The organism is Acidovorax sp. SUPP1855 (genome assembly GCF_030158955.1).
Lineage (GTDB): Bacteria > Pseudomonadota > Gammaproteobacteria > Burkholderiales > Burkholderiaceae_C > Paracidovorax.
Genome location: NZ_BQXI01000035.1, coordinates 18,342 through 31,045, shown reverse-complemented (window position 1 = coordinate 31,045; position 12,704 = coordinate 18,342). Strand labels below are relative to the sequence as shown.

Annotated in this window: 13 protein-coding genes; 2 read left to right on the top strand and 11 right to left on the bottom strand. The window is 64.9% G+C overall.

Annotated features, from left to right (window positions below):
* Positions 1 to 10: 10 nt before the first annotated feature.
* The 10 genes from AVMA1855_RS22570 to AVMA1855_RS22525 all read right to left on the bottom strand — a co-directional run bounded on the left by AVMA1855_RS22570 (position 11) and on the right by AVMA1855_RS22525 (position 10,012).
* Positions 11 to 550, bottom strand: a complete 540-nt coding sequence (locus AVMA1855_RS22570; RefSeq protein WP_284427383.1) for a hypothetical protein — start codon at positions 548 to 550, stop codon at positions 11 to 13.
* 36 nt (positions 551 to 586) lie between these two features.
* The gene (locus AVMA1855_RS22565) at positions 587 to 1,339 is read right to left on the bottom strand and encodes a PoNe immunity protein domain-containing protein (RefSeq protein WP_284427382.1); all 753 of its coding nucleotides are present in this window, start codon (positions 1,337 to 1,339) and stop codon (positions 587 to 589) included.
* Between the two features lie 5 nt (positions 1,340 to 1,344).
* Positions 1,345 to 2,889, bottom strand: coding sequence for a PAAR-like domain-containing protein (locus tag AVMA1855_RS22560; protein ID WP_284427381.1), 1,545 nt, complete (start codon positions 2,887 to 2,889; stop codon positions 1,345 to 1,347).
* Positions 2,882 to 4,000, bottom strand: a complete 1,119-nt coding sequence (locus tag AVMA1855_RS22555; RefSeq protein ID WP_284427380.1) for a DUF2169 family type VI secretion system accessory protein — start codon at positions 3,998 to 4,000, stop codon at positions 2,882 to 2,884. Before AVMA1855_RS22555 ends, AVMA1855_RS22560 begins: the two co-directional genes overlap by 8 nt.
* Positions 4,001 to 4,016: 16 nt before the next feature.
* Positions 4,017 to 6,362: a type VI secretion system Vgr family protein gene (locus AVMA1855_RS22550; protein WP_284427379.1), complete on the bottom strand. Its 2,346-nt coding sequence runs from the start codon at positions 6,360 to 6,362 to the stop codon at positions 4,017 to 4,019.
* Positions 6,363 to 6,612: 250 nt separating this feature from the next.
* Positions 6,613 to 6,972 carry a cupin domain-containing protein gene (locus AVMA1855_RS22545; protein WP_284407451.1) on the bottom strand — a complete coding sequence of 120 codons (360 nt, stop codon included), beginning with the start codon at positions 6,970 to 6,972 and terminating at the stop codon, positions 6,613 to 6,615.
* 80 nt (positions 6,973 to 7,052) lie between these two features.
* The gene (locus AVMA1855_RS22540) at positions 7,053 to 8,273 is read right to left on the bottom strand and encodes a M20 aminoacylase family protein (protein WP_284427378.1); all 1,221 of its coding nucleotides are present in this window, start codon (positions 8,271 to 8,273) and stop codon (positions 7,053 to 7,055) included.
* Complete coding sequence (locus tag AVMA1855_RS22535; RefSeq protein WP_284427377.1) at positions 8,270 to 8,968, bottom strand: HAD-IA family hydrolase; 699 nt, start codon at positions 8,966 to 8,968, stop codon at positions 8,270 to 8,272. Before AVMA1855_RS22535 ends, AVMA1855_RS22540 begins: the two co-directional genes overlap by 4 nt.
* A 459-nt stretch (positions 8,969 to 9,427) precedes the next feature.
* Positions 9,428 to 9,772 (bottom strand): GNAT family N-acetyltransferase, encoded by a 345-nt coding sequence (locus AVMA1855_RS22530; RefSeq protein WP_284427376.1) that lies wholly within the window; start codon positions 9,770 to 9,772, stop codon positions 9,428 to 9,430.
* Between the two features lie 9 nt (positions 9,773 to 9,781).
* A complete protein-coding gene (locus AVMA1855_RS22525; RefSeq protein ID WP_284427375.1) occupies positions 9,782 to 10,012 on the bottom strand; it encodes a GNAT family N-acetyltransferase in 231 nt (76 codons plus the stop codon).
* 61 nt (positions 10,013 to 10,073) lie between these two features.
* On the opposite strand from AVMA1855_RS22525, the gene AVMA1855_RS22520 reads away from it, so the two are divergent.
* The gene (locus AVMA1855_RS22520) at positions 10,074 to 10,967 is read left to right on the top strand and encodes a LysR family transcriptional regulator (RefSeq protein ID WP_284427374.1); all 894 of its coding nucleotides are present in this window, start codon (positions 10,074 to 10,076) and stop codon (positions 10,965 to 10,967) included.
* 47 nt (positions 10,968 to 11,014) lie between these two features.
* On the opposite strand, the gene AVMA1855_RS22515 is transcribed toward AVMA1855_RS22520, so the two are convergent.
* On the bottom strand, positions 11,015 to 11,863 hold the full coding sequence (locus tag AVMA1855_RS22515; RefSeq protein ID WP_284427373.1) for an NmrA family NAD(P)-binding protein: 849 nt from the start codon (positions 11,861 to 11,863) through the stop codon (positions 11,015 to 11,017).
* A 220-nt stretch (positions 11,864 to 12,083) separates the two neighbouring features.
* On the opposite strand from AVMA1855_RS22515, the gene AVMA1855_RS22510 reads away from it, so the two are divergent.
* Positions 12,084 to 12,686 (top strand): TetR/AcrR family transcriptional regulator, encoded by a 603-nt coding sequence (locus AVMA1855_RS22510; RefSeq protein ID WP_284427372.1) that lies wholly within the window; start codon positions 12,084 to 12,086, stop codon positions 12,684 to 12,686.
* The last annotated feature ends 18 nt before the right edge of the window (positions 12,687 to 12,704 follow it).

The following is a 12,704-nucleotide window of genomic DNA, read 5'->3' as shown; positions in this document are numbered from 1 at the left end:
CCCTAGTGAATCATGCGCTGGAGGCCGATTTTGGCAACAAGGGCGCCCCGACCCATTCCCCCACCCGGACCAGGCTCAGGGTCTTCAGCGTCTTGCCCGGCCCGTCGAACACGCATTGCACTGCCCAGGTCTGCCCATCGAAACCCGGCACCCGAAAGCACGCCATGCCCGGCAAGGCCAGCACGGCCTCGTCGTCTTTATCGGCCAACAAGGCCACCACATCATCGGCCGTCGCGGTGGCAACCTCCAGCCCCTGCGGCCAGTCCCCTTGCCAGGGTTGGCCCGGCCGCGACAGCGGCGTGTGGAAGGTCAGCGCATGCACGCCCCAGAGCTGCTCTTTCTCGGGCAGTGACGGGTCCATGCACTGCAGCATCAAGTCGAGTCCCTGGCTCTCCACACCCACGGGATACGGGTCGGTGCCATGGCCTTGACGCAGGTCCAGGACGGGCGGATCGAGCGACCGCAGCACCCGGTTCAACAGGTGCTGGCGGTTGTATCGCCCGATGCTGCGCAGCAACAAATCGGGCAGGGGGTGGAATCGGGACGGCATCGATGCCCTTCCTGGTTAGTGGCGCTGCAAACCCGCTCACTTCGCCCTGGCCGCATCCACCAGGTCCTTCGGGTAGTAGGGGTTGTCGCGCAGTTTCTCGTCATCGATGCCCAGCACGATGGCGGCCAGCGCCACGTCGAAGCACCAGTAGCCAAAGTAGGCACCATCCGCACCGTTCAGGCTGTCGGACCAATAGATCGGCTTGATCTTCTTTTTCCAGACCTTGGAGAAGGCGAGCAGCTTGGCGGATCGCTCCGCAGGAGAGCAACGCCAGACCTCCAGTAGCGGCTCATAGACCTTGGGGAATTTGCAGGCTTCGGCGACGGGGCGTTCGGTATCACCTAACGCTCTCGCGGCCTCATCAATTAGGGCGTCCTCGCCGGCGTGGCCTATGGCATCGAAAAGCCGCTTCATTTCCGAGGCATTGAAGTGCAGTGCCTTGGCAAAAGCCATCATTGTCAGCGCGTCGTAGACAGTGTCCAGCGTTACACGCTCATGCATCACCTTCTCATTATTCCGCTCTGGCGGAATTTGAGAAATTACTCTCCTTTCAATTTCTTTTGCTTCAACCCATCTCCAGATGCTTGGGCCGATTTCTTTTATCGCATCACCTCTTCCATACCGAAGGACACAAATCTGAAATGTGTACATACAGAGACTGGAAGCGTTGCCTGGTCGCCCTTCAACACGGGGGAAATTTTCAGCCGCTGGCAGCTTTTCATCTACCAGCTTTTCGCGGAATGCAATCCGCTTCGTGAAATATTCAACGTCCTTTTCGGAATCTCTCATGATCACTAATCCTTAAATCCTGGAACCTTACCGGCCTTACCTCTAATAACATTTCCGTCGGCACCAATTTTAGCAGCAGTCGTAGTGCCATCTTCGGCAGTCCGAACCAGCCACTTCTCTACTTTACCCTGGTTCATGGCGTCTATTATTTTTGCAGCCTCCTCTTCGCCAACCTTGTCCATTAGCCTCTTTTCAACCCACTTATCATCCATCTGATTAGTACCATCAGCGAGATTCTTGTCCAACTTAGCCTTACCATACTTGAATTCCGCAACAACATAATCCGGAGGAGGATTAGGATTTTTGTACACCCCATCAATGCCGTTCTTCCCTACCTCGTAGACGCCATCCGTTTTCCCAACGGGCTCCAACTTCTTGTCCACTAACGCTTCGTGCCCCGTCTTTTCGCCGATCGCAGCCTTCTCGTTACTGGTCAGTTGCTTGATCTTGACGCCATTGTCCTTGGCCGCGTCTCCGGCCTTCGCTGCGTCGGCGGCCTCCGCGGCCTTGGCTCCCTCGGCAGCCTTTGCAGCTTCAGCGGCTTTCGCGGCCTCTGCAACCTTGGCTGCCTCCGAAGCTTTCGCGCCGGCGTTCGCTGCTTCCGCCGCCTTGGCGCCTTGGGCGGCCTTTGCAACGTCGCCAATCGCAAAGACGATGCCTCCGATCTCCAGGCCCGCACGGGTCACGGACTCGACGTAGTCGCCCTTCTCCCACGGGTCGGTCACCGGCTTGATGACTTCGTTCACGGCAGCCGCCGCGCCTTCCTTGACCGACGCCAGGCAGACATTGCCCAGCGCGATGTTCTCCCCCAGGATCGCCGCGTCCAGGTTGCTGTGAATCGCGCCCGCCAGGTTGACCTTCTTGCCCACGGTATAGGCCAACTCGCCCAGTCCCAGGCCGATGTCCTTCACGAAGCCCAGCACGCCGCGCAGGGCCTGGGTGCCGTAGTTGCCCGCCTTGGACCAGCCGCCTTCGTTCTTGACGTTGATCGAGGCAATGCCGCCGTCCGCCATCTTGTTCAGGTCTCCGAACCGGACGTACTCGTCCAGTTGGTCCGGATTCATGAAGCTCAGCTCCTCTTTGTACTGCTGCAGCTTCCTGAGCCTGTCGGAGGTCTTGGGCGGATCGTTGCAGGGCAGCTTGCCGTTCTTGACGGTCCCGGCCGGTTCGCCTTGCTCCGTGACGAGCTTGCCCACCGTGTTCGGGCCACCCGGTCCCACGTTCATCTGCACCACGGTGTCGTGCCGCGCGCAGACCAGGCCGTTCACCTTCACGCTCGTGTTGTCGCCGATCAGCCGGACATGCCCAGGCTGCTGGGAGGTCTGCGACACCACGCCCTGGCCGGCATTCGCCTCGGTCCCGCGGACCCAGTCCGTGAGCCGATACACGGGCTTTCCGCGCGCATGGACATTCGGCGAAGTCCGCAACTGGTTCGACAGATCGCGAAAGCTGTCGAACGGCACCGGCGTGTTGCCCACCTTGCACACGTCGGGCGCGGTGCAGATGGCCCGCCACACGGCCTCCGCGCAGGCGATATGTTTCCTAGCCATTCGCCACCTCGGCAGGGGAAGGGCCGCGATGGATGTGAATCCGCTGCTCTGCGCCGCGTTGCGCCGGCCCTGCGGGGATGGCCGCCAGCAAAGCCCTGCGCAGGCCCCACTCCTTGGGCACGGCACGCCGCCACACCAACTGCACGCACTGCGCGTCCAGGTCGATGGTCACCGTGTCCAGCCGCAGCGGCACGGCTTGGGTCAGCCCGCCCTGGTCCGTGAGCAGCGCCAGGAGATCGATGCCCGGCAACCGGGTGTCGATGCGGCCCGTTGGGTCGCAGCCGACCAGGGTGATCGGTTCATCGCCTTTCAGCCAGCCGGGGGCGATCAGGTCGGGCTGCGCGGACTGATAGAACGCGAAATCGAAGTCCGGCGGCAGAAACGGCAAGTGCTCCGCGCGCCATGCGTCGTCGTAGGTTCCGGCATAGCGGGCACGCTGCGGGCTCCAGCGCGGCAGGGGACCGAAGCAGACGGGCGCAAGCCGTTCTCGGATGTCGCGCAGCGGCTTCTGCACCTCCTCGATCTGCGGGGCCACGTAGAACTGGGCACGGTCCAGTTCCGCATCGCCCAGATAGCCCCGGCCCACCGGATTGGGCTGATAGGTGTCGAAGGCCTGCTCGTTATGGATGTCGTCGGTGGCCGGGCCGCGGTAGCGAGCCCGGCGAACCGCGCCGCCATATGCCATGCCTGCGTGCAGGGGCACGGCGGTCGTCGGTTCGGGCTTCGTCAGGTGCCAGCCACGCAGCGGCGTCCAGTGCCACGCACGCAAGCCAGTGACCATCGCGGTCTTCAACACCGGCCCCACCCTCAGCCCAACGGGCCATTGCGGTATCGGCTTGCCGTCCAGGGACCGCGCATGGCCGATCAGGTGGATGTCGGTGCGCTGCTTGCCCACCACAAGATGGGTTTCCTCCAGGAAGGGCGTGCTCTCGGGCGCGCCGACGTAGCGGTCGATGCACTGGATGGGCATCTGCTCATCCATGGCCGGCATGGGCTGGCCATGCGTGAGGTTGAAGCTGCCCGCAACGATGACGACATCGAAGTAGCGACCCTGGGTGGTCGCTTTCTCGATGACCATGTGCGGAAATGGGCTGTGGTTTTCGACGTCCATACCGAGCTGATTGACTTCAGTTCAGATGGATGTCTTCGCCGCTGATCACCACGTTGTCGCCCTCGGCAGTGATCTGGATCAGTTTTCCGTTGAGATTGACGGTGCCGTCATCCTTCATCTCCAGCACCGATTTGCCCACCTTCAGCGTGATGCTGCTTTCGTCCATGACGAGGCTGGAACTCTTTTTCGCGCCACCTCCACCACCGCCGCTAGACGGTGCGGTGATGTTCTTGGGCGCGGCGCCGGGCGCGCTGCCACCGCTACCGCCCACGGTGAGCGCGTATTTCTTGCCGGCCGTGTGGGTGTGCTCCATGCCGATGGCATCGCTGCGATTCATGCCCACGTTGGTCATCATCGTGAAGCCCACATTGAGGTTGTAGGCGACCCCGACGTTGGCCATCTTGAAGACGCCCGTGCTCTGGATGCAGCCGACACCGATGGTCTCGGTTTTCAGAATGCCCACCGTGGTGGTCCAGTTCTTGGCAATGGCATCGGTTTCGCTTCGCCCCACCGTCTTGCTTCGGTTCCTTCCGATGCGGATGTCTTCGTTGATCCCCACGGTTTCATCGCGGTTGTCGCCGATGTCGATCTTCTCGTTGTGGTCCACCCGCTCGGTACGGTTGGAATGGATGGTGATGGTCTCGTCACCATCGACTTCCTCGGTGCGCCAGCCGTGCACGGTGATTTTTTCGTTGCGGTCCACCGTCTCGGTGCGGTCACGGTGGATGACATTGGTCTCATCCCGGTCGATGGTCTTGCGGCGATCCTGACCCACCCAGTGGTCTTCATCGTTCTCGACCTCGACGAGCTGGTCCTTCTGCGCATGCAGCCACAGCTGCTCGGCCCCGGCCTTGTCCTCGAAGCGGATGGCGTTGGCATCGCCCGCCCCATCTTTAATGCCCGCTCCGAAGGCCCCGCCCTTGCTGGATTTGGTCTTGATGCCCGATTGCGTGGCGTTGCCCGGCAGCGCCCACGGGGGCATGTTGTCGGCGTTGTAAACGCAGCCGGTGATGATCGGGTGGTCTGGATCACCGTTCAAAAAGTCCACGATGACCTCGTGGCCGATGCGCGGGATGAACATGGCCCCGAAGCCCGAGCCCGCCCAACTGCTGGACACCCGCACCCAGCAACTGGAGTTCTCGTTCATTGCGCCGATGCGGTCCCAGTGGAATTGCACCTTGACGCGGCCGTACTGGTCGGGCCAGATCTCCTCCCCAGGCGGGCCGACGACCACGGCGGTCTGCGGGCCGGTGGTGCGCGGCTTGCGCGTAGTGCGCTCAGGCGTGTAGGGCAGGCTGGTAGGCTGGGCCTGCAAGGTGAACTTCTGGAACGACCCTTCTTCCTGCGGCGTGCCCTTGGGGCCGGGCGCGGCGGCGCTGACCTGGGGGTTTTCCTTGAAGTGGTATTCGATGCCCGTCAGCAGGTACTGCTGGTTCTGGTCTTCCCGCGGATAGTTCTCCAGCGTGAAGGTGTAGCCAGGGGCGAGCGCCCGGTGACGCGACTGGCCCCGGACGGTGCTTTGGCCGGTGAGGCTCGATTGCAGGCGCACGCGGGCATAGGCCTCGCCGTCGCCGAACTGGGTGTAGCCGCCCGGCCATTCGTAGACTTCGTGGGCGTCGTGCGCGTGGCCCGGCGGGGTCTGGCGCATGTTGGACAGGTCGGCACGGGGTTTCTGGAAGTCGTAGTCGTCGTTGTAGTGCCGCCCGGAGTGGATCGCCTGGTGCAGTTCCCAGGCATGGATGTTTTCCTTGTCAGCGACGGCGGCCTTCTCCGGGGGATAGAACGGGATGACCGCCGCCCCCGGCAGTGGGCTGTGTGAGGCGACGATGTCGTCGGCGAGGATCAGGGTGTGCTGGCCCGCGGCATGCTCGAAGTAGTAATACGCCCCTTCATGCTCCAGCAGCCGGGACACGAAGTCGCAATCGCTCTCGCCGTATTGCACGCAATAGTCCCAGCTGCGGTAGCTGCGGGTGAGCTTCTTTTGCAGGGGGTAGCCGTATTTGCCCAGGACCTCTTCGACGATCTCCGGCGCGGTCTTGTTCTGGAATATTTTGAAATCGGTCTTGCGGGCGGCCAGCCACAGCCAGGGCTGCAAGCGCAGCCGGTAGGAATAGGAGCGGTGGTCTTCGCCCTGCATGCCGAAGCGGGTGACGATGCCGTCCAGGTAGCGCCGGCCGCCACCTTGCGTTTCCACCACGACCGTGGCGTTCTTGCCCAGCAGCGCCTTCGGGTCGATGCTTTTGCTGTCGCTGAGCAGGTCCAGGTCAAGACAGAACAGTTGGCTGATGGCTTCCTTGCCCTGCAACTGCCGGAACTGCAGTTGCTCTCCCAGGGGCGTTTGGATCGTGACGCGGCGGGTCATGTTTGGCAGGCCCGCGTATCGGGCCGTTACATTGAAATGGCCGCGATCATATATCGCTGTGCGGAAAGTTTGAAAAAATCTCCAGCTTATTCATGAAAAACTTGCGCAATGGTTGCGTTACTTCTTCGCAATCATGCGAGCAGTGCCCATGCGTGCACCCAATAGGTGACGTGATCGTTTTGGCCCCGTAGCCAGGACCCGTCTCTTTAGCCCAATTCCGGATGCACACCGGAAACAGACCATGGAGGCTTCACCGCTCACCAGCCAGCACCACGAACACCTTGCGCAGCGTTTGCGTCACATGCCACTCGCCCGTCGTGTTCGACGGGAAGAACAGCGTGTCTCCGGCTCGAATGGATTGCGGCTCGCCGCCCGTGGGCGTGAAGGTGCAGGCCCCGGCCAGGATGTGCATGACCTCGGCATTGGCCAACTGGCGCTCGAAGCGGCCGGGCGTGCATTCCCACAGGCCCGAGCGGTTCTCGCCCGCGCCCTGCAGATCGACGTCGATGCCGCTGAACTCGCACGGCGGCAGGGTCAGCGGACGGGCGGGCGTGCCCTGGTGTTCGAAGCCGCCGAGGGTGGCGGACTGGCGCAGCACGGTGATGCTCATGGGATGGTCCCTTGGGTCGATGAAGTGGATGGAAGGAATCAAAGTGCGGCGCCGGGGCGATGCCAGACTTCAAGCCCGCATCAGGTGGGCGCCAGGGCGCGCGCCGCCACCTCGCAGAACCAGCGCACGCCCAGCGGCAGCGCGTCGTCGTTGAAGTCGTAGCACGGGTGGTGCAGCGCGCGCTCGCCGTCGGGCCCGGGCTCGGCGCGGCCCTGGCCGAGCCACAGGTAGGCGCCCGGGCGGCGCTGCAGCATGAAGGCGAAGTCTTCCGAGGTGAAGGCGGCGCGCGGTGCCACGCCGGCCTGCAGGCCGATGGCGCGTGCAGCCTGCAGTGCCAGATCCGCCTCGGCCGGGGTGTTCACCGTCGCGGGGTAGTAGCGCAGGTAGGTCACCTCCACCTGCGTGCCGCTGGCCAGGGCAATGCCCTCGGCGGTGGCGCGCAGCGCGGCCTCGATGCGGTCTTGCGATGCGGCGTCGAAGCTGCGCACCGTGCCGGTGATCTGCACCTCGGCCGGCAGCACGTTGTGGCTGTGCCCGCCCTCGATGCGCGTGACCGACAGCACCGCCGACTCGCCGGGGTCGATGCGGCGCGCCACGATGGTGTTGAGCTGCGCCACCAGCTGGCTCGCGGCCAGGATGGCATCGGGCGTGTGGTGCGGCTGAGCGGCATGGCCGCCGCGCCCGCGCACGGCGATGTCGAAGCGGTCGGCCGCTGCCATGATGGGCCCGGGCCGGGTCTGGGCGTGGCCCAGCGGCAGGTCGGGCCAGTTGTGCAGCGCGTAGACGCTGTCGCACGGAAAGCGCTCGAACAGACCGTCCTCGATCATCTTGCGCGCGCCGCCCTGGCCTTCCTCGGCGGGCTGGAAGATGAAGTGCACGGTGCCATCGAACCCGCGCGTGCGCGCCAGTTGGCGCGCCGCGCCGATCAGCATGCTGGTGTGGCCGTCGTGACCGCAGCCGTGGTGCGAGCCCGGGTGGCGGCTGGCATGGGCCGCCGTGCCCAGTTCCACCATGGGCAGCGCATCCATGTCGGCGCGCAAACCCACGCTACGGGGCCCGCTGCCGCAGCGGAGCGTGCCGACCACGCCCGTGCCGCCGATGCCTTCGTGCACCTCCAGGCCGAGCAGCCGCAGCGACTGCGCCACGATGCCGGCCGTGCGCCGCTCCTGAAAGGCCAGCTCGGGGTGCGCATGCAGGTCGCGCCGCAGGGCAATGAGCTCGGGCAGCAGGTCGGCCACCGGCCGGGCGATGCCCTCCAGGCCCTCCAGGGCGGGCAAGCGCTCGTGGCCGTCCAGGCTCATTGCCCCGCCTCCACCGCGTCGGCCAGCTGGGCCAGCGTGTGGAAGTGGTAGTCCGGCACGGTGTGCTCGGATTCGATGGTGCCGCCCGAGTCCTTCATGCCGTGCCGCCGTTCGATCCAGCAGGTGGCGATCCCCAGCCGCTTGGAGATGCCGATGTCGTGGTACTGGCTCTGCGCCACGTGCAGGTTGTCGGCCTGCCGGTAGCCCCAGGCCCCCTCGTAGCGGCCGCGGGCATAGGCGAAGTAGCGCGCATCAGGCTTCTCGCACAAGGCATCGTCGCAGCTCAGCAGCAGGTCGAAGGGCGAGCCCAGCGCTTTCTGGAAGTGCTCCAGCGCCCAGGCCTGGGCGTTCGTCATGGTCACGAGCTTGAAATGCCCGCGCAGGCGCTGCAGCGCCTGCACCGAGTCGGGGAACGCCGGCCAGTCGGCCACCGAGTCGCGCAAGCCGCGCGCCAGCGCCTCGCTGTCGGGCAGGCCCAGCGACGGCGCGATCGCATGCCAGCAGCGCTCCAGGTCGTCGGGATAGGCCCAGGTGTCGCCGCTCTTGCGCGCGGCGCGGTAGGCCGCGAGGAACGCCTCTTCGGTCACGGCGCTGCCGGGCACGGCCCGGCGCAGATAGGCGAGCATGCCGCCCTCGAAATCGATGAGGGTGCCGACCACGTCGAAGGTCAGCACTTTGAAATCACGCAAGGCCATGGGTCGCACTCCAGACAGCAGGAAATGGCGGAAAGCCGGCCACCGCAGGAAACGGCAGCGGCCACAGAACATTCACGGCCGAGCTTAGAACCGTGGCCGCCCCGCGTGGCACTGAAGCGGGGGCCGGCGACAGCAGCAAGTTGCGTTGTCCGGCGCATTGCGAAAGATTGTTTGCAGCCCCCCGGCCGCGCCGTCCTCCGCGGGCTCAGAACAGGCTGCTCAGCTCCCCGGCAGGCCGGGCCGGGTTTGGGAGAGGTCCGGCTCCATGCGCTGGCGGTTCAGGCCCAGGCAGCGGCATTCATCGGCTTGGCTCCAGGGCGGCGCCATCGACCACCTGCTCAGGAGGGTGGCGTTCGGCGTGCCACTGCACGCATGCCGCTGCACGGCAGCGAATGGCGTTCTGGCTGCGCGGGCGCGCAGTTTTCGGCGAGTGCGCAGCGCTGGTGCACGCACCCGCACTCATCCGCAGGCGGCGCGGGCCGTGGTGGCCGGCATCAGGCTGCGTTGCATCAGGATCGTGTCCACATTGCGCCCGAACTTGCGGCCGACTTGCTCGAACACGCCGACGCGCCGGAATCCGGAGCGCTCATGCAGACGGATGGAGCCGGCGGTTTCACCGTCGTCCACGATCACCGCCACCATCTGGCGCAATCCCAAGGATTCGCAGGCTCGCACGAGCGCATCGATCAGGGCCTGCCCCACCCCTTGGCCGTGGCATCCGCTGCGCACGTAGATGGAGGTCTCTACCGTGCGGCTGTATCCAAGGCGCGGGCGATACCGGCTCGCATACGCATAGCCGACCACTTCGCCGCCTCAGAGCGCCACCAGCCACGGCAGCCCTTCGCGGCGCAGCGCATCGTGGCGGCGGTGCATCTCGGCCAGCGTGGGAACCTGTTCTTCCATGGTGCAGATGGCGGTCTGCACATAGTGGCCGTAGATGTCGCGCAGCGCTGGGACATGGGACGAAGCGGCCTCGACGATGACGGTGGTGGTGGGTGCGCAAGGCATGAGGGGTGGGATGTGGATGGCATTCATGGCATGCATGGTGGAGCCTCTGACACAATAAGAGAAGTTGTTACACGCTCTTCACTGCATAATAAAAATTATGGCCCTACCCTTCACCTTCGATCAGCTGCAGGCGTTCATTCTGGTGCTGGACACCGGCAGCTTCTCGGTCGCGGCCGAGCAGCTCGGCGTGACCCAGCCCGCCGTGAGTGCACAGGTGCGCGAACTCGAGCGCAAGGCCGGCCTGCGCCTGATCGAGCGGGTGGGCAGAACGGTTGCCCCCACTGCCGCCGGCACGACACTGGCCGGGCACGCGCGTGGGCTGCTGGACGCCGGCATGCAGGCCGCCGCCGCGGTGTCCAGCCATGCCGACGGCGTTCAGGGCACCGTGCGGATGGGCACCGGCGCGACGGCCTGCCTGCATCTGCTGCCTGCGCTGCTGCGGCAGATCCGCTCGTCGCACCCGGCCCTGCACGTCGTCGTCACGACGGGAAACACCGACGACATCGTTCGCCGCGTGGAGCTGAATGCGCTCGATCTCGGGCTGGTGACCCTGCCGGTCGCCAGCCGTGCGCTCACGGTATCCACCGCGCTGACAGACGCGTTCGTGGCCGTCAGCGCCGTGCAGGCACCGGCACTGCCCAGAACCGTCACGCCCAAAAACCTGGCAGACAAGCCGCTCATCCTGTTCGAGCCTGGCACCAACACGCGCCAGCGGACCGAAGCTTGGCTCTTGTCCGGCGGCGTACGCGCCCGGCCCACCATGGAATTGGGCAGCATCGAAGCGATCAAGCAGATGGTGTCCGCCGGGTTGGGATGCAGCATCCTGCCCGCCATGGCCCTGCGTGATGCGGACCGCACGGCCCTGCAGGTGCGCCCGCTGCGGCCCGCCCTGTCGCGCGAGCTGGGAATCATCATGCGGCAGGACAAGCCGCTGGTACGCGGCATGCAGGTGCTGGTGGCCGCGCTGCTGGCCAGCGCTGCGCAGGCTTGAGCCGACGGCGTGTGCGGCGCCGCTTCAGGCTCGGGGCCAGTGCCAGATCAGTGAGCGCTGTGTGCTCTCCATGTGCCGTCCTGGGCCACCGAGGCCACAAAGTCGGCGAAATCACGAGGCGGCTTGCCCAGAACCGCCTCAATGTCGTTAGAGACAAGGTCCAGCTTTTCTTGTGCGATGTCCTGGTACAAGTGGCTGAATGTGTCAGCCCACTGCGCCGGCACCCCCATGGCGATCTGCTCCGCCACGAAGACGTCCGGCTCGACGGCCACGTAGCTGACCGGATGCCCGGCACCCCGGCTGATCTCCCGGGCCACCTCGGCAAAGGACAAGGTGCGCGGGCCGGTCAGGTCGTAGCACTTGCCGTTGTGGCGGTCGTCCGTCAACGCTGCAGCCGCCACCTCGGCAATGTCTTGCGCATCCACGAAAGCCTCCTTGCCATCGCCGGCAGGCAGGCGCAGTTCACCCGACAGCACGGACGGCAGCAGAAAGTCTTCGCTGAAGTTCTGGAAGAACCAGCGCAGGCGCAGGCTGGTCAAGCCCAAGCCGGCGTCGAGAATATGGCGTTCTGCGGCACGCATGGATTGGGAGAAGGCGCTGCCATCGTCGGGCGTGGAAGCCAGCACGGCCTTGGTCACACCGGCGGCAGCGGCCACCTTCGCAAACTCGCCCACCTGGTCCGACGCTTCGGTGGTGCCCAGGCCCGCGTGCACGACATAAACCGCTCTCACACCCTCCACCGCACGGCGCCAGGTGGTGGCATCGTCCCAGTCGAAGGGCACTTCTGATTTTCGCGAGACGGCGCGGACCGCCAGCCCGCGCTGCTGCAGCTGGGCGGTGACACGGCGACCGGTCTTGCCGGTGGCGCCGATGACGAGAAGGGGGCTTGGGGACATATCACCTCGGAGTTGCTGCATTGCGAAGAGAGACTGGGTGGCGCTGAGGCACTGCGCGAATAAACGGAATCCGCGGCACCAAAACATACCAACCAGACGGTATCTTATTTCAAATCCTGCTCCAGTCCGCAATACCCCTTGGCACGCTCGCCGACTGCGTTGCGATGCGCCTGTATGTGTGCGCAACTCAAAGAAGTTTGTGTATAACACATCTCGCGCTGTGATCCACTTCACCCCTATGGATATCGAAGCACCAGACACAAGCAGCGAGGGCGGCAATCCGTACAAGCGGGCCAAACAACCCCAGGTGGTGCGCAAGGCACTGCTGGACGAGGCTGTCAAACTGATCGTCTCGGGCGGCCTTTCAGCCGTCACCGTGCAGGCGGTTGCCGCAGCGGCAGGGGTTTCCAAGGGCGGATTCCTCCACCACTTCCCGACCAAGCTTGCGTTGATCGACGCCGTGTTCAAAGACCTGCTCGACTCCATCGACAGCGAGCTGGACCGCTACATGGCCAACGACACTGAAGCCGCCGGCGTCTTCACTCGCGCCTATGTGAAGGTCGTGCTGGAAACGGACTGGGAGAGCAGCGACAATCCCAAGGCAGCGCTGTCGATCTTCATGCTGACCGAACCCCAGCTCAGGCACGCCTGGGCCAACTGGTTCAACGCACGACTGGACCGGCACGACGCCACGGATCGAGACACCCGATTCGCACTGGTCAGGTTCGCGACGGATGGCATCTGGCTGTCTGCGCTCTCCGGCATCGACATGCCCGACAGGCTGGAACTGCGCGACCGTCTGCTCGAAGCGGCAAAGCCTTGAGGCTCGGGCTCGCCAGGC

Coding starts and splice junctions, on each gene's coding strand:
- AVMA1855_RS22565 (WP_284427382.1), bottom strand. CDS start 1,339: ATGAGAGATTCCGAAAAGGACGTTGAATATTTCACGAAGCGGATTGCA.
- AVMA1855_RS22570 (WP_284427383.1), bottom strand. CDS start 550: ATGCCGTCCCGATTCCACCCCCTGCCCGATTTGTTGCTGCGCAGCATC.
- AVMA1855_RS22560 (WP_284427381.1), bottom strand. CDS start 2,889: ATGGCTAGGAAACATATCGCCTGCGCGGAGGCCGTGTGGCGGGCCATC.
- AVMA1855_RS22535 (WP_284427377.1), bottom strand. CDS start 8,968: ATGGCCTTGCGTGATTTCAAAGTGCTGACCTTCGACGTGGTCGGCACC.
- AVMA1855_RS22550 (WP_284427379.1), bottom strand. CDS start 6,362: ATGACCCGCCGCGTCACGATCCAAACGCCCCTGGGAGAGCAACTGCAG.
- AVMA1855_RS22545 (WP_284407451.1), bottom strand. CDS start 6,972: ATGAGCATCACCGTGCTGCGCCAGTCCGCCACCCTCGGCGGCTTCGAA.
- AVMA1855_RS22555 (WP_284427380.1), bottom strand. CDS start 4,000: ATGGACGTCGAAAACCACAGCCCATTTCCGCACATGGTCATCGAGAAA.
- AVMA1855_RS22515 (WP_284427373.1), bottom strand. CDS start 11,863: ATGTCCCCAAGCCCCCTTCTCGTCATCGGCGCCACCGGCAAGACCGGT.
- AVMA1855_RS22540 (WP_284427378.1), bottom strand. CDS start 8,273: ATGAGCCTGGACGGCCACGAGCGCTTGCCCGCCCTGGAGGGCCTGGAG.
- AVMA1855_RS22520 (WP_284427374.1), top strand. CDS start 10,074: ATGGCCCTACCCTTCACCTTCGATCAGCTGCAGGCGTTCATTCTGGTG.
- AVMA1855_RS22525 (WP_284427375.1), bottom strand. CDS start 10,012: ATGCATGCCATGAATGCCATCCACATCCCACCCCTCATGCCTTGCGCA.